21 protein-coding genes are annotated in these 18,929 nt (G+C 71.7%); 11 read left to right on the top strand and 10 right to left on the bottom strand.

The window, feature by feature from the left end:
- The first annotated feature begins 56 nt into the window (after positions 1–56).
- Together STRNI_RS37560 and STRNI_RS37555 are read left to right on the top strand one after the other, a co-directional pair.
- Positions 57–377, top strand: coding sequence for a GYD domain-containing protein (locus STRNI_RS37560; RefSeq protein WP_093638021.1), 321 nt, complete (start codon positions 57–59; stop codon positions 375–377).
- Positions 378–495: 118 nt separating this feature from the next.
- Complete coding sequence (locus STRNI_RS37555; RefSeq protein WP_277412837.1) at positions 496–1,755, top strand: PP2C family protein-serine/threonine phosphatase; 1,260 nt, start codon at positions 496–498, stop codon at positions 1,753–1,755.
- Positions 1,756–1,780: 25 nt separating this feature from the next.
- Here the strand turns inward: STRNI_RS37555 and STRNI_RS37550 are convergent, their stop codons facing one another.
- Complete coding sequence (locus STRNI_RS37550) at positions 1,781–2,515, bottom strand: hypothetical protein (protein ID WP_277412836.1); 735 nt, start codon at positions 2,513–2,515, stop codon at positions 1,781–1,783.
- A gap of 255 nt (positions 2,516–2,770) precedes the next feature.
- Here STRNI_RS37550 and STRNI_RS37545 point away from each other — a divergent pair, with 255 nt between their 5' ends.
- Positions 2,771–3,385, top strand: coding sequence for a nuclear transport factor 2-like protein (locus tag STRNI_RS37545; RefSeq protein WP_277412835.1), 615 nt, complete (start codon positions 2,771–2,773; stop codon positions 3,383–3,385).
- A 151-nt stretch (positions 3,386–3,536) separates the two neighbouring features.
- On the opposite strand, the gene STRNI_RS37540 is transcribed toward STRNI_RS37545, so the two are convergent.
- Positions 3,537–3,968, bottom strand: coding sequence for an SRPBCC family protein (locus STRNI_RS37540; protein WP_093638030.1), 432 nt, complete (start codon positions 3,966–3,968; stop codon positions 3,537–3,539).
- Between the two features lie 616 nt (positions 3,969–4,584).
- On the opposite strand from STRNI_RS37540, the gene STRNI_RS37535 reads away from it, so the two are divergent.
- Positions 4,585–5,442 carry a universal stress protein gene (locus STRNI_RS37535; RefSeq protein ID WP_277412834.1) on the top strand — a complete coding sequence of 286 codons (858 nt, stop codon included), beginning with the start codon at positions 4,585–4,587 and terminating at the stop codon, positions 5,440–5,442.
- Between the two features lie 50 nt (positions 5,443–5,492).
- Here the strand turns inward: STRNI_RS37535 and STRNI_RS37530 are convergent, their stop codons facing one another.
- From STRNI_RS37530 to STRNI_RS37505, 6 genes are all read right to left on the bottom strand, one after another.
- Positions 5,493–6,116, bottom strand: coding sequence for a CBS domain-containing protein (locus STRNI_RS37530; RefSeq protein WP_159491253.1), 624 nt, complete (start codon positions 6,114–6,116; stop codon positions 5,493–5,495).
- 76 nt (positions 6,117–6,192) lie between these two features.
- Positions 6,193–7,089, bottom strand: coding sequence for a universal stress protein (locus STRNI_RS37525; RefSeq protein WP_159491251.1), 897 nt, complete (start codon positions 7,087–7,089; stop codon positions 6,193–6,195).
- 94 nt (positions 7,090–7,183) lie between these two features.
- Positions 7,184–7,891, bottom strand: coding sequence for a response regulator (locus STRNI_RS37520; protein WP_109887208.1), 708 nt, complete (start codon positions 7,889–7,891; stop codon positions 7,184–7,186).
- 116 nt (positions 7,892–8,007) lie between these two features.
- On the bottom strand, positions 8,008–8,688 hold the full coding sequence (locus tag STRNI_RS37515; RefSeq protein ID WP_277412833.1) for a CBS domain-containing protein: 681 nt from the start codon (positions 8,686–8,688) through the stop codon (positions 8,008–8,010).
- Between the two features lie 82 nt (positions 8,689–8,770).
- On the bottom strand, positions 8,771–9,454 hold the full coding sequence (locus STRNI_RS37510) for a CBS domain-containing protein (protein WP_148590962.1): 684 nt from the start codon (positions 9,452–9,454) through the stop codon (positions 8,771–8,773).
- Positions 9,455–9,602: 148 nt separating this feature from the next.
- Positions 9,603–10,889, bottom strand: a complete 1,287-nt coding sequence (locus STRNI_RS37505; protein WP_093638450.1) for an ATP-binding protein — start codon at positions 10,887–10,889, stop codon at positions 9,603–9,605.
- A gap of 567 nt (positions 10,890–11,456) precedes the next feature.
- Between STRNI_RS37505 and STRNI_RS37500 the strand changes: the two genes are divergently transcribed.
- The 3 genes from STRNI_RS37500 (at position 11,457) to STRNI_RS37490 (ending at position 13,904) form a co-directional block, all read left to right on the top strand.
- Positions 11,457–11,660, top strand: coding sequence for a cold-shock protein (locus tag STRNI_RS37500; protein ID WP_009715709.1), 204 nt, complete (start codon positions 11,457–11,459; stop codon positions 11,658–11,660).
- 343 nt (positions 11,661–12,003) lie between these two features.
- Positions 12,004–13,500, top strand: coding sequence for a DEAD/DEAH box helicase (locus tag STRNI_RS37495; protein WP_277412832.1), 1,497 nt, complete (start codon positions 12,004–12,006; stop codon positions 13,498–13,500).
- A gap of 86 nt (positions 13,501–13,586) precedes the next feature.
- Positions 13,587–13,904, top strand: a complete 318-nt coding sequence (locus STRNI_RS37490) for an SCO5918 family protein (RefSeq protein WP_093638053.1) — start codon at positions 13,587–13,589, stop codon at positions 13,902–13,904.
- Between the two features lie 175 nt (positions 13,905–14,079).
- Here STRNI_RS37490 and STRNI_RS37485 read toward each other — a convergent pair whose 3' ends face one another.
- Entirely contained in the window at positions 14,080–14,457 is a 378-nt protein-coding gene (locus tag STRNI_RS37485) for a hypothetical protein (protein WP_093638056.1), read from the bottom strand.
- Positions 14,458–14,620: 163 nt separating this feature from the next.
- Between STRNI_RS37485 and STRNI_RS37480 the strand changes: the two genes are divergently transcribed.
- The 3 genes from STRNI_RS37480 to STRNI_RS37470 all read left to right on the top strand — a co-directional run bounded on the left by STRNI_RS37480 (position 14,621) and on the right by STRNI_RS37470 (position 17,023).
- Positions 14,621–15,067 (top strand): hypothetical protein, encoded by a 447-nt coding sequence (locus STRNI_RS37480; RefSeq protein WP_277412831.1) that lies wholly within the window; start codon positions 14,621–14,623, stop codon positions 15,065–15,067.
- Positions 15,064–16,452, top strand: coding sequence for a hypothetical protein (locus tag STRNI_RS37475; RefSeq protein ID WP_277412830.1), 1,389 nt, complete (start codon positions 15,064–15,066; stop codon positions 16,450–16,452). Before STRNI_RS37480 ends, STRNI_RS37475 begins: the two co-directional genes overlap by 4 nt.
- Positions 16,453–16,618: 166 nt before the next feature.
- A complete protein-coding gene (locus STRNI_RS37470; RefSeq protein WP_093638062.1) occupies positions 16,619–17,023 on the top strand; it encodes a VOC family protein in 405 nt (134 codons plus the stop codon).
- A 90-nt stretch (positions 17,024–17,113) separates the two neighbouring features.
- On the opposite strand, the gene STRNI_RS37465 is transcribed toward STRNI_RS37470, so the two are convergent.
- On the bottom strand, positions 17,114–17,848 hold the full coding sequence (locus STRNI_RS37465) for an SDR family oxidoreductase (RefSeq protein ID WP_266439730.1): 735 nt from the start codon (positions 17,846–17,848) through the stop codon (positions 17,114–17,116).
- Positions 17,849–17,974: 126 nt separating this feature from the next.
- On the opposite strand from STRNI_RS37465, the gene STRNI_RS37460 reads away from it, so the two are divergent.
- Positions 17,975–18,844: a helix-turn-helix transcriptional regulator gene (locus STRNI_RS37460; RefSeq protein WP_148592836.1), complete on the top strand. Its 870-nt coding sequence runs from the start codon at positions 17,975–17,977 to the stop codon at positions 18,842–18,844.
- Positions 18,845–18,929 lie beyond the last annotated feature (85 nt).

Below are 18,929 nucleotides of genomic sequence, written 5' to 3'. Positions count from 1 at the left end.
TGTGACCGCCGTAACCGCGGTCCGCTGCCGCATGGGCCGAAACATGGGAGAGCCGGATGCCGAAGTACCTGGTCCAGGCCAGCTATACCGCCGAGGGAATGAAGGGGCTGCTCGCCGAGGGCGGCACCGGGCGCAAGGCGGCCGTCGAGCAGGTGGTCAGCTCGTGCGGCGGCAGGCTCGAAACGATGTACTTCGCTTACGGGGACGACGACTTGTACTGCGTCGTCGACTTCCCCGACCAGTTGTCGATGGCCGCCATCGCCATGACCGTCCGCGCCAGTGGAGCCCTGCGCTCCAAGACGATTCCGCTGCTGACCGTCGAGGAGATCGACGAGGCCGCCAAGAAGTCGGTCGGCTTCCGCCCGCCGGGCGCCTGACCCGCCGCGGCCCGGGACGGCCCCGCGGCGCGGCAGGCCACATCGGTGGCGGACCCGGGCCACTCGGCTAAGGCGCGGGCGGGCACGAGGACGGTCCGCATCACCGGGCTGCGGGAGGATGGGCAGGGAGCGTGTGAGGAGACCGGAGCTCGATCATGCGGCGCTGTTCGCCGCGACACCGAGCGCGTGCCTGGTCCTCGATCCGGAGCTGGTCATCGTGGACGTCAACCAGGCGTATCTGGAGGCGACCGGGCGGACCCGCGACGATCTGCTCGGGCAGTACGTCTTCGACGCCTTCCCCGACAACCCCGCGGACCCGGACGCCGAAGGGGTGCAGAACCTGCACCCCTCGCTGCTCCGCGTGCTGTCCACCGGGGAGCCGGACACGATGGCGGTGCAGCGGTACGACATCCCCGTGACGGAGCAGCCGGGGCTGTTCGAGGAACGCTGGTGGTCCACGATCAACACCCCCGTCCCCGGGCCGGACGGCAGGGTGGCGTGGATCATCCACCGGGTCGAAGACGTGACGGTGTTTGTCCACTCCCGCCGGACCCGTCCGGCGCCCGGCGGGAAGCTGAGCGAACGCGAGGAGGCGATGGAGGCCGAGCTGTACGTCCGGGCACGGGCGCTGCAGCACCTCAACGAGGAGCTGCGCCGGGCCCACGCCCGCGAACGCCAGGTCGCCGTCACCCTGCAGGAAGCCATGCTCCACTCCCCCGACCTCGCCGGACACCGTGACATCGCGGTGCGCTACCTCCCCGCCATCGGCTCACTGAACGTCTGCGGCGACTGGTACGACATCGTCGACCTGCCGGAGGACGGATTCGCCCTCTCCGTCGGCGACGTCGTCGGCCACGGACTGGAAGCCGCCGCCGTCATGGGGATGCTCCGCAGCGCCCTCAGCGCCGCCGCCCGCTCGGTCGAAGGGCCCGCCCAGGCGCTGAAAGTGCTCGGCCTCTACGCCCGCTCCGTCGACAAGGCGCTGGCCACCACCGCCGTCCAAGCGCTGATCGACACCGGCGGCCGCCAGGTCACCTACAGCAGCGCCGGCCACCCCCCGCCCGTCCTGCTGCACGCCGACGGCACCCACGAACTCCTGGACCGGGCCACCGACCCGCCCCTGGGCGCCCACCCCGAACAGGTGCCGCGCCCCCAGGCCCACCTCCCGTACGTGCCGGGCGACACCCTCGTCCTCTACACCGACGGACTCATCGAACGCCGCGACGAGGACATCGACACCGGCCTGGCCCGCCTCACCGACGCCCTCGCCCCCTACAGCAGACTCAGCCCCGAACGCCTCGCCGACGCCCTGCTTGCCCGCCTGGGAGTCAGCGCCGGCGCCCGCGACGACATCGCCCTGGTCATCGTCCGCCTGTAGTTGCGGCGGGGGCAGGGAGGAACGGTCAGTCACTGCCGCAGGGCAACGGGTCAGTGAAGTAGCGCTCGCCGGCCATGAAAGAGCCCACCGTGCCCTCGTCATTCATGAAGAAGGTGATGACCCTCCCGTGGAACTTCGCCGGCCTGGGAGCGAATACGAGCTCCTCGGGTCCGCCGTCTTGACGCGACGTCACTTCGTCACCGTACGTGGCCAGCACGTCCTCCCGCGTGCTCCCCACCCGCACCCCGGAAGCAGTGGCGAGCGAATCCGGCGTCGACGACAGGACAGAGATCGCCACCAGCCGGTCGTCGTTGGAGAAGCGCAGCGACAGGTTCTGCGGCCCTCCCTCGACGGCCAGGTCACGGCACTCCGGCCCACCCGGTCCGTCGGGAATGCGGGCTCCGATCGCACGCTCGGCCGCTTGACGGCTCATGCCCATACGCAGCGGGCCCATGCCGTTGACCGTGATGGGCTGGGCACTCAAATCGACCGGGTCGCGCTTGGTGACCTCGGCACGGCCCCCCGCCATGAACCGACAGCCATCACCAACAGAGGTGACAGGGCCGCTGGTTGACGGTGCATCAGCACCGGATCCGGCAATCACCGCCGCCCGGTCGATCGCCCGGCCCTCAGCCGTGCGGGTGGGACAGGTGGCGGCGGACGCTGCGGCAGCAGTGGGGAACACGCCTACCGCAAGCCCCACAGCGAGCATGGGCGCGCAGGCAAGCGTGAGAACTTTGCGACGTGCACTCCGCGTCATGGTCAGTGGCTCCATGCGTACAGGCGTCGGCACTTGACTACCTTCAGAACATCACAGCTTCCCGGGCCACGCATCTCCGTGCCGCTCCTAGGTGCGCTACACACTGAACAGGGCAGTTAAAGCAGGCCAGTTGAAGCTCCGCAGCGCTGGGCACTGCGTGCCCTTCCGCGGTCTCGTCCTGCAGGTGCATCCGGCGGACATGGAGCGCACGATGGGAGGGGAAGATCCAGATCCTCGTATTGCCCGGGATTACCAATGACGGAGCATCCGGGACACACAAAGAGCCATTGCGTACAACGGAAGGGCAGCGCGTTCCGCACCGGACGCGGTGCTCGAACGACGGCCGGCCGCGTGGTGCCGCGCTTGCGGTTGGCGATGGCCGCGGTCCTTGTCGGTATCGGCGCCATTTTGGGCGTTGCCCCGCCGGCCGGGGGCAGTTCCGGGGCGTCGATGGTGACAGTGGCCGCCGGGGCGGCGGCCCCGGACGCCCAGGACCGTACGGCGGCAATCGCTCAGCCACGGAGCCTGCCGCGGACACCGGACACAGCCGGCCACCACGCGGTCGTGCCGAACCAGGCGGCGCCGGACCCCGCTGATGTGGTCGAAGCGTATTTCCAGGCCATCAACAACGGTGAATATGTGGCTGCTTGGGCGCTCGGCGGGAAGCACATCACGGGGCAGCCGTACGACTACTTCGTGCGGACCTTCAGCGACACCGCACGAGATGACGTCACGGTGCGCTCCGTGGTCGGCAACAACGTTGCGGTGGAACTGGACGCCACACAGACCGATGGCACCCATCGCTACTTCGCCGGAACCTACACGGTTCGGGACGGAGTGATCGTCGCCGCCCGCATCCATCGCGAATGACCACGAAGGGCCGAGCGGGCTGCCGCGGCGTCGCCTCGACCCCGCCCCCGGTCCAAGCCTCGTGATGCCGGTCAAGCCACCCCGAGGCCCGCCCCCGTACGGCGGAAGGCCGTCATCGGGGCGGGCCACGGGGTGAGCGCGGCGGCGTGGCTCAGCGTTCCTGTTCCACCAGGCGCTTCAGTTGCTGCAGGTCGCTTCGGAGGCCGCGTTCGATGGCGGATGCCTGGGCGAATCCCTGCGGTCCGCCGAACGCCTCCTTGATGGTTCCCGGGTCGTACTCGAACCGGGCCTGGACCCGGGTGTGCTCCTCGTCGATGGGCAGCAGCGAGAAGGTGCCCGCCAGGTCGGGGCCGCTGGTGGTCTGCCACCTCATGACGTTTTCCATGCTGCGGTCGGTGATCTCCACTACGCACTCCTGTGGCTGACCGCCCGCGTCAATATCCAGATGGGTCCGGTGTTCGCCCTCCGACCGGGCCTCGCGCACACCGTCCAGGAACCGTGGATAGGCCTCCGCGCGGTGGAGGCAGGCCCATGCGGTATCGAGGGGAACGCCCACGTCAATGTGTTCTTCGAGAGTGCTCATCAGGCACCTCACAGCTCGGTTCACGGCTACACGGTCATGTCTCCAGGGTGCTCCGCGCGGGGGCCGGAAGCGAGCCCGCCGACCCCGCCCGGGGCGGCGGCCACCGAGCGGATTTCCTCCGGTGCGGTGCTGTGGCGGCGGCGCCGGGCCGGCGCGCGGTATCAGCCTGAAGGCCCAGGTCAGCCGCCGTCCCCGCAGCGGACCGCGTCAGAGACCGGGACGTGCCGGGCAGGGAGGCGGACCGGCCGGCGGGCGACGACCGCGAGCGCCACGATGACGCCGTGACGCTGCGTCAGGAGGCCGGTGTGACACGGCGTCCGCGGGCCGGTGCGACACGGTGTCCATGGACCGGTGCGACACGGCGTCCGTGGGCCGGTGCGCGGGGCGTTCCGCCGGGGTGAACCGGTGGAAGGCCGTCGTGTGCCCGGGGGCGCGCTGCCGCGGACAGTGGCCCTCACACCACCGGCACCGCGGTTCCCTCGCGCCGTCCGGGCCTGACCGGCCGGGTGATGGGGGCCGAGTGGCTCATGCCGGGGCGGCGCCGCTCCGGCCAGGCTGGAGAGGAAGGGGCGAGGCACCGGCGCCCGTGAGGGCACCGTGTGCGCGGAGGTGCGTCATGGGCGGCCCGGTGGTCGTAGGACTGGACGACACGGGGAACAGCGTGCCTGCCGTGCTCTGGGGCGCCGAGGAGGCCGCGGCCCGGGGCCTCCCGCTCCACCTGCTGTATTCCTGGGGCGCCCCGTCGGCGCACAGGGCCCCGGCTGCTCCGGAGGCGGCCGGACCGGAGCGCCATGCGGCCGAGATGCTCCGTACCGCCGCGGATCTGGCACAGACCGGGCACCCGGGGGTTCCGGTGACCACCGAGCAGGTCGGGGAGCGGCCCGCGGACGCCTTGGCGGAGCGGAGCGCACAGGCCTCGATGGTGGTTCTGGGGTCGCGCGGGCACGGTGCGATCGCCGGTTTCCTGCTCGGCTCGGTCAGTCTGCAGGTGCTGGGCCGGGCGGAGTGCCCGGTCGTCACGGTGCGCGAGGACGCGGCCTTTCCGCGGCGGGAGATCGTGGTGGGCGTGCAGTATGCGGGGCCGGAGGACGAGGCCTTGCTGGAATTCGCCTTCACTGCCGCCGACGCCCATCACGCGCGCGTACGTGCCGTACGGGCGTGGGACTCCGCGGCACCCGTGGGGCCGGTGCGTGCCGCCCCGGCCCGCCCGCCGGACGGGACAGGGGCCGACGTCGCGGAGCAGCAGGCGCTCGCCGAGACGCTGGGGCCCTGGCGGGCGAAGTTCCCCGCGGTCGAGGTGATCCCGCACGTCAGGAGCGGCCGAGCCGCACCCGTCCTGTTGGCGGCCTGCTCCCATGCGGGGCTGCTGGTCGTCGGGCGTCGCCTGCAGCGGTCACCGATGCTGCTCGGCCCCGTCGTTCACGCCGCCCTGCACCATGCCAACTGCCCCGTCTCGGTCGTACCGCAGCAATGAGTCCGGGCGCTGCGTCCCTCTCCCGGACGCGGGGCGACGGCCCGTTCGCGCTACTCCGGCGTCTCCTGCCGGGGCGTGACGGTGTCGTCCCGCAGGGAGCTGAGCCGGTCGATCACCTCGACCACTCCGTCGACGCTTTCGCACAGCCGCACGGCGATCGGGACCAGACTCTTGCGCTCCAAGGTGCCGGTGAGGGTCACATGGCCGTCGGAGACCTCGACCGTGACCGCGGACGGTGACACCCCGAGCGTGCGCGTCAGTACTTCCTCCAGCACCTCCTCCTGGATGGCCCGGTCCCGGCGCAGGAACAGCTGCACGAGGTCACTGCGGCTGATCACTCCGATGAGCCGTCCGGAGTCGTCGACCACCGGCAGCCGCTTGACCTTCTTCTTCTCCATCGTCCTGGCCGCTTCGACGACACTCCACTCGGGCCGGGCCACCACCGCGGGGCTCGTCATGATCGCTTCGGCGGTGGTCGCCCCGAGCTTCGCGATCTGCCGGCGCAGCAGATCGGCTTCGGACACCACCCCCACCGGCTGCTCGTCCTCGTCGAGCACGGGTACGGCGGTGATGTCGTACTCGTCGAGCAGCCGCGCGATCTCCTTGAACGGAGTGCCCCGTTGGACGACGACGGCCTCGGGCGTCATCAGGTCTGCCACGGTCCGGTGCCTCATCTCTGGCCAGTCCCTCCGGGTGTGCCGGGCCGGATCTCATCGGCCCCATGGGCGGGCAGTGCACTGCCGCAGGCTCTCAGTCGTGGGGAACCACAGCGACCGGGCAGGTCACATGGTGGATGGCGGCGTGTGCGACCGGGCCGACGCGGGGCGCCAGCAGGGGACGGTGCCGCCGGCGGCCGACCACCAGGAGTTCGGCTCCGAAGACCGTCTGTACGAGGGCCCGGGTCGGGCTCTCCGGCAGCACGGTCTCCTGTACCAGCACACCGGGGAAACGCTCGCACCACGGGCGCAGGGCGTCCCGCAGCTCGATGTCCGCCTCTTTGGTGAGTTCCGTCGCGGCATCGGGGTCGATGCCCCACGGGGTGTACGCCTGCACAGGCAGCGGGCGCCCGTGGACGGCCTGCAGCGGAAGGCCACGGCTCGCCGCCGCGTCGAAGGCGAACTCGATCATCCGGTCGCAGGGGCCGCTGAGTCCGACGCCGACGACGACCCGCGGGTCGGGGGCGGGCGGCGTGCCGTCCGCGGAGGCGTGGCGCGGTGTTTTCGCCCGCTCGGCCGCCCGGACCAGGACGACCGGTCCCTCGGCCCGGCCCACGACATTCAGGCTCACATCGCCGAGCACATAGCTTTCCCAGGTCCCGAGTGCCCGCGACCCGAGCACGACCATCAGCGATTCACCGGCCGCGCGCAGCAGCGCCGGTTCCGCCTCCGCCCCCACCAGGTCCTCGATGATCTGCAGATGCGGGTGGCGTTCCCGTACCGCGTCCTGGGCCCGGCGCACGAGCTGCCGGGCGGCGGCGTTCTGGTCACGGTCGGGGGGCGTGTCCGGCGCCTCGGCGGCCAGCAGTATCCACGCGTGGAGCAGCCGCAGTACCGACTGGCGCCGGTCCGCCTCGTCAGCTGCCCACTGCGCGGCCGCCAGGCTCTCCGGCGAACCGTCGAGCCCCACGGTGATGATGTCCGGCTCCATGACCGCCCTCCTTTCGGGGTCGGAGCAACGGGCCGGAGCGGCCCGTCACCCGGGCTCCGGTCCCCTGCGGGGGTGAAGCACCGTTGCTCCCGCCTCAGTTCCCGTGCGGGCCCGCGCCCGCACCGGGAGCCGAGGCGGCCTGGGTGGCAAGGACGGCCGCCTGGATGCGCCGCTCCACACCGAGTTTGGCCAGCAGGCGGGAGATGTGGTTCTTGATGGTCTTCTCGGAGAGATAGAGCCGCTTACCGATCTGACGGTTCGTCAATCCGGCGCCGATCAGGCCGAGGATCTCCCTCTCCCGCGGGGACAGACCGGAGAGCGCCGCCGCCTCGGGCGGAGCGCCGGAGTCGCCGCCCCGCAGACTGCTCATCAGCCGTGCCGTCGTCGCGGGATCGAGCATCGAGCTGCCGGAGGCGACCGTGCGCACCGCGGCGACGAGATCGGCCCCCTTGATCTCCTTGAGTACATAACCGGCCGCACCGGCCATGATCGCGTCGAGCAGCGCCTCGTCGTCATCGAACGAGGTGAGCATCAGACAGGCCAGATCCGGCAGGTGCGAGCGCAGCTCCCGGCACACGGTGACCCCGTCGCCGTCCGGCAGCCGCACGTCCAGCACCGCGACATCCGGCCGGAGCGCCGGACCGCGGGCGAGCGCATGGGCGGCGGTCCCGGCGTCGCCGACCACCTCGATATCGGGCTCGGCATCGAGCAGATCCGCCACACCGCGCCGGACCACCTCGTGGTCGTCGAGCAGGAACACCCGGATCGGCCGGTGCGGTGAGAAAGCCTCCGCGTCGCTCATGACGCCCCTCCGGCTGGTACGACGTCCGTCTCACTGTCCCCATCGTGACCCCTCTCGCAGGGGCCTGCCAGGCCGAACGGTCCCGGGGCGGCCGTGCGGTGACCGAAAGCCCCTGGTCAGCCGGGGTCCACCCGGCGCTCCTGCCCGGCGGGCACCGAGCCGGTGACGTCGAACCTCACGTCCACGACGCCCTCGACCGCCTGCACCAGGCGGGCGGTGACGGGGAGCAGCGACGGGTCGCGGACCGTGCCGCTGAGGGTGACCACTCCGTCGGTGACGCCGACCGCCAGATCCCCGGGCGCCGCGGCGAACAGCGGGCCGATGATCTCCGTCCGTATCTCCGCCGCCAGGTCCTCGTCGGCGCGCAGGAAGACCTTGAGCAGGTCGGCACGGCTGACGATGCCTTGCAGCAGCCCCGTGCCGTCGACCACGGGCAGCCGCTTCACCGACTTGAACGCCATGGTCCGCGCCGCCTGGGCCAGGGTGTCACCGGCGTGCACCGTCAGGGCGGGCGCGCTCATCAGCTCCCCCGCCGTCAGCGCGCCGGCCTTGCGCACATCGTCCAGCCGCGTCAGCTGCTCCAGACGGCTCGGCTGCGCTTCCCGGAACTCTTCCTTGGGCAGCAGATCCGCCTCGGAGACCACGCCGATCACCCGCCCCTCGCCCGCCAGCACGGGCAGCGCGCTGACCTGCCACCGCTCCATGGTCTCGACGATCTCCTTGAAGGCCGCCTCCTGGCCGATCGCCACCACGGTCCGGGTCATCACATCGCCGACGGTGTACGGGCTGTGCTCCATGACGCCTCCTCGGTACGGGCCCTGGACCGCGCCCCGCCCCGCCGCCGGTGGGTGCCGTGAACGGCCTCGGCGAACGGTCCCGTCAGCCGTGCGGACCCGCCATCGGCGTACGGGTCCGTGCGGCAGCCGGGGTGGTGACGTCGAATTCCACGTCCACGACCCCCTCGACCGCGCGCACCAGGCGGGCGGCCACCGGGATGAGCGAGGTGTCCCGGACCTGCCCGCTGAGCGTGACGACCCCGTCGACGACCGTGACCCGCAGGTCCCTGACCGGCGTCGCGAACAGCTCACCGATGACGTAGCGGACTTCCTCCGCGAGGTCGTCGTCCGAGCGCAGGAACACCTTCAGCAGGTCGGCGCGGCTGACGATGCCCTGGAGCACCCCGTGCGCGTCCACCACCGGCAGCCGTTTGACGGACCCGCGCGCCATCGTCCGGGCCGCTTGGGAGAGCGTGGCATCGGCCGGCGCGGTCAGGGCGGGGGCGGTCATCAGCTCCCCCGCCGTCAGCGCTCCCGCCCGGCGCACATCGTCGAGCCGCCGCAGCTGCTCCAGACGGTCGGGGTCCGACTCCCGGAACTCTTCCTTGGGCAGCAGATCGGCCTCGGAGACCACGCCGACCACCCGGCCCTCGCCCGCCAGCACCGGCAGCGCGCTGACCTGCCACCGCTCCATGGTCTCGACGATCTCCTTGAACCGCGCCTCCCGGTCGACCGCGGCCACGGTCTGCGTCATCACATCGCTGACAAGGTGCGGAGTGTTCTGCATGATGCCTCCTCGGTACCCGGACGCACGTCGCCCGACCCGTGACACCTCCAGCCTGGAATGCGCCGGACGTGCCGGACAGGGGCCGTCCGGTCCCTTCCACCGCCGGTCGACCGAACGCCCCGCACGGGCCTCACCCCTCACTCGGGCCTCACACCCGCCCGGCAGCCCGGAGGTCGCGGTCGAAGGCGCGGATGTCCTCTTCGGTGAGCGTGGTGCGGGTGCGGGCGATGGCCTGCAGATAGTCGTCGGTCAGCTGGGTGGGGTCCCCGGCCTGCCCCGGGCCCGCCGCCAGATGCCGCTCGAAGGCACTCTGGGCGGCGGTGCGCGCCGCGTACTCGATGTCCGCGGGGGTGAAGCGGCCGCTGGCCCCGACCAGCGCGTCAAGATCGATACCGGCCACCCGGTCCGGGCCGATGTAACGGATCCAGATGGCCCGTCGGGCCTCGGCGTCCGGCGGGCCCACCGGGATCAGATAGTCGAACCGTCCCGGCCGCAGGAAGGCCGGGTCCAGAGAACGCACCGCATTGGTCGCACAGATCAGCAGCCGGCGCTCACCGCGCCGGAACTGCGGGATGAGCTTGAGGAGTTCATTGGTCACCCGGTGGGCAAGTGACGTCGGATCCTGCCGCTCGGAGGCGATCTCCTCCGCCTCGTCGAAGAACAGCACCACCTCGTCCAGATGCTCGACGCGCGCGAACAGCCGCCGCAGCGCGGCCGCCACCCCGTGCGCGTCCTCGGCGAGCTGGTAGGGGAACACCTCGACGAACGACCAGCGCAGCCGGGATGCCACCGCACGCGCGAACGTGGTCTTCCCGGTGCCCGGCGGCCCGAAGAGCACCACGGCGCGCGGCGGCACCAGCTGGTAGCGCTCGGCGACCGCGGGATTCTCCAGCGGCAGCACCAGCCGCCGTTCGATCAGGGCCTTCTCCCCGGTCATCCCCGCAATGCCGTCCCACAGCCCGGCTTCCGGCACCACGCCGCCCAGCTGATCGAGCAGGGTGGCCTCCGCGGAATCCGCGCTCAGCAGCTTCTCGAAATAGCTCAGATCCGGCCGTCCGGTGTAGCCGGAATTCTTGAAGGCCTGCTCACCGACCTCCCCCTCCGGCAGCAGCGCCCCGATACGGCGCACACCCGCCTCCGCCAGGCGCTCCTCCAGCGCTGCCAGCAACGCCGACCCGATGCCGTGGCGGCGCCACTGACGGGCGATGGCCAGCCGCAGCACCCAGGCCCGCTCCTGCGCCACCGACGACACCGCCGCCCCGACGACCCGGTCCCCCACCACGGCCACCACGGCCGGCATCCGGCCCCGCAGGGCGCTCACGACTTCCGCGAGGCTCACCGCCGGTTCCCGCACGGTGTCCCGGGACTCCTCCCAGATGCGCACCACCTGGTCCAGATCGTCCTCGCCGAGATTCCGGACCCGCCACGGAGACATCGCCGCCACCTCCCCGGACATTTTCCCGCGGCCGGCGCCCTCCGGCCCGGTGAGTGGTACGGTTCCGGCCGCCGCCGACGGAATCCGGTCGCGAGGCTCAGATCCATATATCTATCGTGACCGGCATAGATTTTCTCCGCCATTCCAGGCCTCGGCACGCGCCGGGCGGACGGGAGGGTGGCGGGCTGCGCCTGACCCGCGCGGCGCACGGACCGCTCACGCGGCCGCGCAAGCCGAAAGTGCGGGGCGAGCCGCCCCTCCCGTGGCCGGACGGGTCGGTGCGCGAGGGGCAAATATCTCGTGCCGCGACCACAGAAATACCCGCCACGGCAGCAGGGGTTTTCGCGCCCAAGAATGGCGGAGGCAACAGCCACGCAAGGCCGCTGATGCCGTGCTACTGTCGATCTCAGTTGCAGTTGTGGTTCCCAAAGACTTCTCGCACCCCCGTCGACATTCCATGCCGGCGGGAGCGCTTTTGTATATCCGGTTTTCCGGACGGGGCAATCATCACGGCGACGCGGGGTCCGCACAGTGCGGCCCCGGCACTGCCCCCGAAGGAGATATGACATGGCTACCGGTACCGTTAAGTGGTTCAACTCGGAAAAGGGTTTCGGCTTCATCGAGCAGGACGGCGGCGGCGCTGACGTCTTCGCCCACTACTCGAACATCGCCACCCAGGGCTTCCGTGAGCTCCAGGAAGGCCAGAAGGTGACCTTCGACGTCACGCAGGGCCAGAAGGGCCCCCAGGCCGAGAACATCGTTCCCGCCTGACGCTGACGCATCACACCGCAGCTGGGGCCCGCACCTTGGGTGCGGGCCCCAGCTCGTTGCCCTTTGCGGAATCCGCCGCGTGTGCCGTCACGGCCGCGCCGGCGACAGAGGCAACCTGCTCGGTACCGGACCACGGCCTGCTGCGACAGCACGCCGCTCCACCCGGCTCCCCGATCCGGCATCACGTGCGCCGCTCTTCGCGGCGAAATCTTTTCCACGCGTCGGCGGTCGATTCCGCCCCGCCTCGTTCCATCTGTTTTCGCCGGTCCGTTCTGCGATTCTTTTGTGTGTGGCTCACAGCTGCCGGGAATTCCTCGACGTACCGCATCGAGGAAGGTTCTCCATGAACCGCACATCTCGCCCGAACGACCGCTTCTCCCGTACCCGCTCCGCCGGTTCAGGCCGTGGCGGCAACCGCTCGCAGTCGGCCAACCGCTCCGGTGGCAAGCGGCGGCGTCCCGCGCCGCAGGGAGAGTTCGCCCTGCCCGTCACGCACACCCCCGCGCTGCCGCCGGCCGAGTCGTTCGCCGAGCTGGACATGCCGTCCCCGCTGCTGTCGTCGCTGACCGCGGAAGGGGTGACCGCCCCGTTCCCGATCCAGGCCGCCACGCTGCCCAATTCGCTGGCCGGGCGCGACGTTCTGGGCCGCGGCCGCACCGGCTCGGGCAAGACCCTCGCCTTCGGCCTGGCCCTGCTGGCCCGCACCGCCGGCCAGCGCGCCGAGCCGGGCAAGCCCCTGGCCCTGGTCCTGGTCCCCACCCGGGAGCTGGCGCAGCAGGTCACCGATGCGCTCACCCCCTACGCCCGGGCGCTGTCGCTGCGCCTGGCCACCGTCGTCGGCGGTATGTCGATCGGCCGCCAGGCCGGCGCGCTCCGCGGCGGGGCCGAGGTCATCGTCGCGACTCCCGGACGGCTCAAGGACCTCATCGGGCGCGGTGACTGCCGTCTGAACCAGGTCGGCATCACCGTGCTGGACGAGGCCGACCAGATGGCCGACATGGGCTTCATGCCCCAGGTGACCGCGCTGCTCGACCAGGTTCGCCCCGAGGGGCAGCGGATGCTCTTCTCGGCCACCTTGGACCGCAATGTCGACCTTCTGGTCCGGCGCTATCTGACGGACCCGGTGGTCCACTCCGTCGACCCGTCGGCGGGCGCCGTCACCACGATGGAACACCACCTGCTGCACGTCCGTGACGCCGACAAGCACGCCACCACCACGGAGATCGCCGCCCGCGAAGGCCGGTCGATCATGTTCCTGGACACCAAGCGCGCGGTGGACAAGCTCACCAAGCACCTGCTGAACAGCGGGGTACGGGCCGCGGCCCTGCACGGCGGCAAGTCCCAGCCCCAGCGGACCCGGACCCTGGCCCAGTTCAAGACCGGCCAGGTCACCGTGCTGGTGGCCACCAACGTCGCCGCCCGTGGCATCCACGTCGACAATCTCGACCTCGTCGTCAATGTCGACCCGCCCACCGACCACAAGGACTACCTGCACCGCGGCGGCCGCACCGCCCGCGCCGGGGAGTCCGGCAGCGTCGTCACCCTCGTGCTGCCCAGCCAGCGCCGCGAGATGGACCGGCTGATGGCCGACGCGGGGATCACCCCCCAGTCCACCCAGGTCCGCTCCGGCGAGGCCGAACTGACCCGTATCACCGGTGCCCAGGCTCCCTCCGGGGTTCCCGTTACCATTGCCGCACCGGTCGTCGAACGTCCCAAGCGCAGTGGCTCCTCCACCCGCGGCCGGCGCAGTCGCTCCTCACAGGCCCGTCGGTCCTCCGGCGCACCCCGGACCGCGTCCGGGACGTCGCAGCGCCGGCCCGCCGCCGGCAAGACCCCGTAACGCGGCAGTCATGCCGCCCGCCCGCCGCTCCTCCTCCGCTCCGCCGTCCGGCCGTTCCCGGTTCTCTTCGACCCTGTAGAGGCACTATGCGCGTCGTCATCGCCCGCTTCCCCTTCGACCTGATCAAGACCGAGGTGCAGGACTCGATGAAGGGCGTCAAGCCCGAACCCATCACGGGTGAGTCCGTACTCATCGGCGGCCGTCACTACCCCGTCAAGCAGGTCGGGGAGATCATCACCCGGCAGGACCGCCGCGACTTCTCCGCCGGCGAAGTGACCCGGGCGCTGACCCGCCTCGGCTTCACCTGCAGCAGCTCCTCGACCCCCGTCGCCCGCACGCCTCTTGAGGAGGCGTCGGCACTGCTCCAGGCTCCGGCGGCGCCTGACGGCGACCCGACGGGCTGACACGGGCCACCCCGCACGACGAAGTGGGCTCCGACCGCACCGGTCGGAGCCCACCTTTGTTGTGGCGGTGGTCCTCCAGGCTCATGACGGGCCGTGGTCGCGCGGCGGCCACGGCAGCGACGGCGGCAGGGACTGCGACAGCAGGACGGTCCTGCGCCGGGGCGGAGACGCGGCCTCAGCGGTCGGAGTAGCTGAAGTCGCCCACCGTCCACGCTCCTACGTCCTTGATCGCGATGCGATACATCCCGCCGGTCTCGGGCAGGCCGATACTCCCCTGCAGAATCCTCGCCACATGGAAATACAGGTGGGTGGGTGGCTCTTTCCGTTGCGGCGGGCCGGTGTCCGGGCCGGCGGAGGCGAAGAGCGCGGAGAACGGTCCCAGCCGCTCCGACTGCTCCAGGACCTCGGCCACACGCTGCCGCCACACGCTCTCGGGCGCCAGCCGCCCCGTGATGACAGCACCCTGGACAACCACTGTGAGCGACATCTGATTGCTCTGCTCCGACTCCACCATGGCGGCGATGTCGACAAGCAGCTCGTCGGGCTTCGACATGGGAGCAGACTTTACTGCCGCGACCGGCCCTCGGCACCACACCCGGCAGCGCGCGCCCCGCGGCCGCTGTTGTTGAGCCACCGTCACCGGACGTAGGAGACTACGCGTGCAGTGGTCCGAAACCAGGTCCGCACGGGACGCGGGGCGGGGCCGGGGAGGGCCGATGAGCCAGATGACGGGGAACGGGGGCGGTGGAGCGATGGATCCGGTGCTTGCCAGTGCGGGGACGACGCTGGTCGGGCTGATGGTGACCGAGGCCTGGGGGCAGACCCGGGACGGCGTGGTCGCGCTGTGGCGGCGGGTACGGCCCGCGGACGCCGACGGTGTCGGCCGGGACCTCGACGAGGCCCGCGCGGAACTCGTCCAGGCCAGGGAGGGGGGCGCTGACGAGGAGACGGAGCAGGAACTGGTCGGCGAGTGGCAGCGGCGGCTGCTGCGTGTCCTGCGGGACAATCCGGCGGCCGCCGAGGAATTGCGGCGGGTGCTGGAGGCGGCGCAGGGGGCGCAGCCGGCGGAACTCCCCGCCGGTAACGTGCAGTTGCAGGCGCGCGCGGAGGGCAGCTCCCGGATCTACCAGGCCGGGCGCGATATGCGGGTACAGGGGTCATGAGCGACGGGGCGTCCTGGGAAGCCGAGGCGCACGACCAGGCACGGATCTACCAGGCCGCCCGTGATCTGCACATCACCCATCAGCACGGCGACGACCGCGCGCCGAGGACGGCGCCCCGGCTCTCCCTGCGGCATCTGCTGTCGTGTTTCGACGAGGCGCCCCTTCCGCTGTCCGTGCTGTCCGCCGAGGCGTTCGCCGCGGTCCGGATGCCGGAGCTGCCGGCGGAACGGGTGGCGGCCGAGGCGCGTGAGCTGACCGACCGCGCGGGGGTGGCCGGTGAACCCCCGGTGCCCTGTGTGCGGGCGGACGCCGCCGCCGTCGCCGAGTCCGCCCGGGAGCTGACGGACGAGGTGCGCGCGCAACTGTGCGGCTACGCCGCGGCGTTGCTCGACCATGCCCTGCTGCGGTCGCCCGACGGTACGGCACCGGACCTGTTCGCCCCGCATGCGATGGCCCTGCTGTGGCGTGCCGGCCGGGAACCGTCACGGGCGGCCACGGTCGCGCGCCGGGTCCGGGACGCGTATGCCGCGGCCGGCCGGTACGAGGAAGGGCTGCCGTTCGCGGTGCGGATCGTGGAGTCGTCGGGCGCCGGGGCGGAGCTCGGGGACGTCCTGGCGCTCGGCCGAATCCAGGTCGGCTGCGGGGACTTCGGCGACGCGGAGGCCGTGCTGCGTCCGGTGCTCGACCGGGCGGAGAGGGAGGCGGGCGGGCGCGGACTGTCGCTTGCCGGGCACACCGGCCCGAGCATCGCCGAGATCTTCCGGGAGAACGCCGACGGCCCGTTCACCGGTCGGCTCTCCCCGGCCGACTGTCATGTGCTGACGCAGATCGCCGAGGTGCAGCATGCCCTGGCCGATGCGCTGTACGGGCTGCGGCGCTACGCCGAGTGCGAGCGGCTGTTGCATGCGGCGGCCGGCCTGCGCTGGCGGGTCCAGGGGGCGGCGCATCCGGCGCGCCTGCTCGCCCAGTTGCACCGCGCCCGCGCGCTGGGACAACAGCGCCTGTGGCACGAGGCTTTCGCCCTGGTCCATGACGCCCTCACCTACCGGGACAGAGCGGAACTCGAAGGGGACCGCCCTCGGGACGCCGCCCTGCTGCGACTCGTGCACGCGGAGGTGACGGCGGCAGCGGTCCGCTCGTTGCGGGACGAGGGCGCGAGCCGGTCGCGGGGCGTGGGGATGTTCCCGGCGCCGGTGGTGCGTTTTCTGGACCGCACGATGGGTCCCCACACCAGGCCCGAGAAGCTCACCTGGGCCGACGCCGTCCAGTTGGCCGGGGAAGCGGTACGCGCCTGTGACCGTGCCTTCGGTGCCGCGCACCCCCATGCCCGTAGCGCCCGTACGCTGCTGGAACAGGCCCGCCGTGAACAAGGATCTGCCCCGTAGCGTCATCGGCCGGGACCACTCCCCCGGCTGTCTGCGCGTCGCCCTTCCACAAGGCGGGCGGGCCGGGTCGGGCGAAGCGGCTTTCCCGGCACGCGGAGTGTCGGAGCCGTCTCGGGGTAGCGGTCCGGAGAGGCGGGCGGAGGCCCGTCGACAGGAAGGGAACCGGATGGCCATCGCCAAAACCAGCGTCCTGGTACTGGATTGCGCGGAGCCCGCGGCACTGGCGGACTTCTACGCACAATTCCTCGGCGGAGAAGTGCGGATCGGGACCAGCCCGGACTACATCGAAGTCGTCGAGAGCGACACCGTGCACCTCGCGATACGACGGGACCGGGGCGCGGCGCCGCCCAGTTGGCCCCGCCCGGACGACTCACAGCAGGCACATCTGCACTTCCTCGTCCCGCAGGACAACATGGACGAGGCGGAGCGCGAAGCGGTCAGCCTGGGAGCACGGCCGCTGCAGACGCGGGAGAACCGCGGGCCCTACGACGCCCGCCGTTATGCGGACCCCGCGGGCCACCCCTTCGTTCTCGCCGCGAGCGAGGGCCATGCCCTGGGGCAGGCGAACTGAGGGCTGTCCCGGGCGGGCGGAGGGGCGGGGAGCGCCACCGGGTCCGGTGGCGCTCCCTTTGTCGCCAAAGCGCCCTGTGGAGACGCCCTGTTAGCGGGTGCGGGCCGCCGGGCGCACGACCAGCTCGTTCACCTCGACCTCCGGAGGCCGGCTCACGGCGAAGGCGATGGTGTCCGCGACCGCGGCAGCGGGCAGCGCCACCGCGCGGTAGGCCGTCATGGCGTCCCGGGCCGTCGGATCGGTGATGGAGTCCGCGAGTTCGGATTCCGTGACGCCCGGCGAGACCACGCTGACCCGGATGCCGCCCGCGGACTCCTGGCGCAGTCCCTCGGAGATCGCCCGTACGGCGAACTTGGTGGCGCAGTAGACCGCGGCGGTGGGCACCACCTCGTACGCCCCGGTCGACGCGACATTGACGAAGTGTCCGGCGCCCTGGGCTCGCATCACGGGCAGCGCGGCGGCGATCCCATGGAGCACCCCGCGCACATTCACATCGAGCATCCGGTCCCATTCGTCCACCCGCAGCGCCTCCAGTGGCGACAGCGGCATCACCCCCGCGTTGTTGACCAGGACATCGACCCGTCCGAATTCCGCGTGCCCGGCCGCGACGAAGGACCGCATGTCCTCGGCGGAGGTGACGTCCAGTCGCCGGAAGGCCGCGGTGCCGCCGTCGTTGCTGATCTCCTGGGACAGCTCTTCCAGTCGATCGGTGCGGCGGGCGCCGAGGAAGACGCGGTGACCGTCGGCGGCCAGGCGGCGGGCGGTCGCCTCGCCGATGCCGCTGCTCGCGCCGGTGATCAGGATGGCCTTCTCGTGCTCCGTCATGGCTGCTCCTTTGCCAGTTGCTTTCACCGGCGAGCCTCCACCGCGGAGCGCACCGCGACCAGGACAGCTCGTGCCTGGGTGCCCCACACCCAGGCACCTCCCGCAGACACGCCCTACGTTGGGCGGATGACGAACAACGAACTCGGGGCGTTCCTGCGGGCGCACCGGTCACAGGTCCTCCCCGAGGACGTCGGCATGCCCTCCCACGGGCGTCGCAGGGTCCCCGGACTGCGCCGCGAGGAGGTCGCCGTCCTGGCGGGCATGAACGCCGACTATTACGCGCGGCTGGAGCAGGGCCGCGAACGCCACCCCTCGCCGCAGGTGCTCGATGCCCTCAGCCGTGCGCTGCGGCTGGACGAGGACGGGCGGACGCATCTGTGCCGGCTGGCCGGTGTCGTCCCGGACGACCGCCCGGCGTCCTACGGGCCGGAGACCGTCGGCCCGGCCCTGCGCCAGCTGATCGACGGTTATCCGCACACACCGGCCTTCGTCCTCAACCCGGCGCTGGACATCCTGGCCGCCAACTCCCTGGCCGAGGCGCTGTTCTCCCCCTTCGAGCGGGCTGACAACCTTGCCCGCATGGTGTTCCTCGACCCGGCGGCGCGGCAGTTCCACACGCGCTGGAACCGGGCGGCCCAGGCCACGGTGGCGAATCTGCGGCAGGCGGTCGGCCGTGACCCCGATGCCCCGCGGCCGGCCGCGCTGGTGCGGAGCCTGACCGCGGCGAGCGCGGCGTTCACCGAGCTCTGGCACTCCCACACCGTGCGCGGAAAGACCCACGAGGCAAAGGAGTTCAGCCACCCGGAGGTCGGCGCCCTGTCCCTCACCTACCAGGCCTTCGACGTCCGGAGCGCGCCCGGCCTGCAACTCGTGATCTACCACGCCGAGCCGGGCAGCCCCAGCGCCGAGGCGCTCTCCCTGCTCGGCACCCTCCACGCCACCGATCGGCAGGGGTCGGACGGCACGGTGCGGGCTCCGGGCACGCGCGGGCACTGAGCGAGGGGCCGGCGCCGGTGGCCGGGCCCCGGACGGCGGGCTTCCTCTTTGCCATCTCGGCAACGATGTTTGTCAATACGGCGCG

Source organism: Streptomyces nigrescens (genome assembly GCF_027626975.1).
Classification (GTDB): Bacteria; Actinomycetota; Actinomycetes; order Streptomycetales; family Streptomycetaceae; genus Streptomyces; species Streptomyces nigrescens.
The sequence above is the reverse complement of the archived record's forward strand: the minus strand, read 5'-3'. Positions and strand labels throughout refer to the sequence as shown.

Bases quoted from the DNA above. Each gene is read 5' to 3' on its own strand.
- STRNI_RS37550 (WP_277412836.1), bottom strand. From the start codon at position 2,515: ATGACGCGGAGTGCACGTCGCAAAGTTCTCACGCTTGCCTGCGCGCCC.
- STRNI_RS37480 (WP_277412831.1), top strand. From the start codon at position 14,621: ATGAGCCAGATGACGGGGAACGGGGGCGGTGGAGCGATGGATCCGGTG.
- STRNI_RS37555 (WP_277412837.1), top strand. From the start codon at position 496: ATGGGCAGGGAGCGTGTGAGGAGACCGGAGCTCGATCATGCGGCGCTG.
- STRNI_RS37520 (WP_109887208.1), bottom strand. From the start codon at position 7,891: ATGAGCGACGCGGAGGCTTTCTCACCGCACCGGCCGATCCGGGTGTTC.
- STRNI_RS37525 (WP_159491251.1), bottom strand. From the start codon at position 7,089: ATGGAGCCGGACATCATCACCGTGGGGCTCGACGGTTCGCCGGAGAGC.
- STRNI_RS37505 (WP_093638450.1), bottom strand. From the start codon at position 10,889: ATGTCTCCGTGGCGGGTCCGGAATCTCGGCGAGGACGATCTGGACCAG.
- STRNI_RS37490 (WP_093638053.1), top strand. From the start codon at position 13,587: ATGCGCGTCGTCATCGCCCGCTTCCCCTTCGACCTGATCAAGACCGAG.
- STRNI_RS37475 (WP_277412830.1), top strand. From the start codon at position 15,064: ATGAGCGACGGGGCGTCCTGGGAAGCCGAGGCGCACGACCAGGCACGG.
- STRNI_RS37500 (WP_009715709.1), top strand. From the start codon at position 11,457: ATGGCTACCGGTACCGTTAAGTGGTTCAACTCGGAAAAGGGTTTCGGC.
- STRNI_RS37510 (WP_148590962.1), bottom strand. From the start codon at position 9,454: ATGCAGAACACTCCGCACCTTGTCAGCGATGTGATGACGCAGACCGTG.
- STRNI_RS37515 (WP_277412833.1), bottom strand. From the start codon at position 8,688: ATGGAGCACAGCCCGTACACCGTCGGCGATGTGATGACCCGGACCGTG.
- STRNI_RS37470 (WP_093638062.1), top strand. From the start codon at position 16,619: ATGGCCATCGCCAAAACCAGCGTCCTGGTACTGGATTGCGCGGAGCCC.
- STRNI_RS37530 (WP_159491253.1), bottom strand. From the start codon at position 6,116: ATGAGGCACCGGACCGTGGCAGACCTGATGACGCCCGAGGCCGTCGTC.
- STRNI_RS37545 (WP_277412835.1), top strand. From the start codon at position 2,771: ATGACGGAGCATCCGGGACACACAAAGAGCCATTGCGTACAACGGAAG.
- STRNI_RS37460 (WP_148592836.1), top strand. From the start codon at position 17,975: ATGACGAACAACGAACTCGGGGCGTTCCTGCGGGCGCACCGGTCACAG.
- STRNI_RS37485 (WP_093638056.1), bottom strand. From the start codon at position 14,457: ATGTCGAAGCCCGACGAGCTGCTTGTCGACATCGCCGCCATGGTGGAG.
- STRNI_RS37535 (WP_277412834.1), top strand. From the start codon at position 4,585: ATGGGCGGCCCGGTGGTCGTAGGACTGGACGACACGGGGAACAGCGTG.
- STRNI_RS37540 (WP_093638030.1), bottom strand. From the start codon at position 3,968: ATGAGCACTCTCGAAGAACACATTGACGTGGGCGTTCCCCTCGATACC.
- STRNI_RS37465 (WP_266439730.1), bottom strand. From the start codon at position 17,848: ATGACGGAGCACGAGAAGGCCATCCTGATCACCGGCGCGAGCAGCGGC.
- STRNI_RS37495 (WP_277412832.1), top strand. From the start codon at position 12,004: ATGAACCGCACATCTCGCCCGAACGACCGCTTCTCCCGTACCCGCTCC.
- STRNI_RS37560 (WP_093638021.1), top strand. From the start codon at position 57: ATGCCGAAGTACCTGGTCCAGGCCAGCTATACCGCCGAGGGAATGAAG.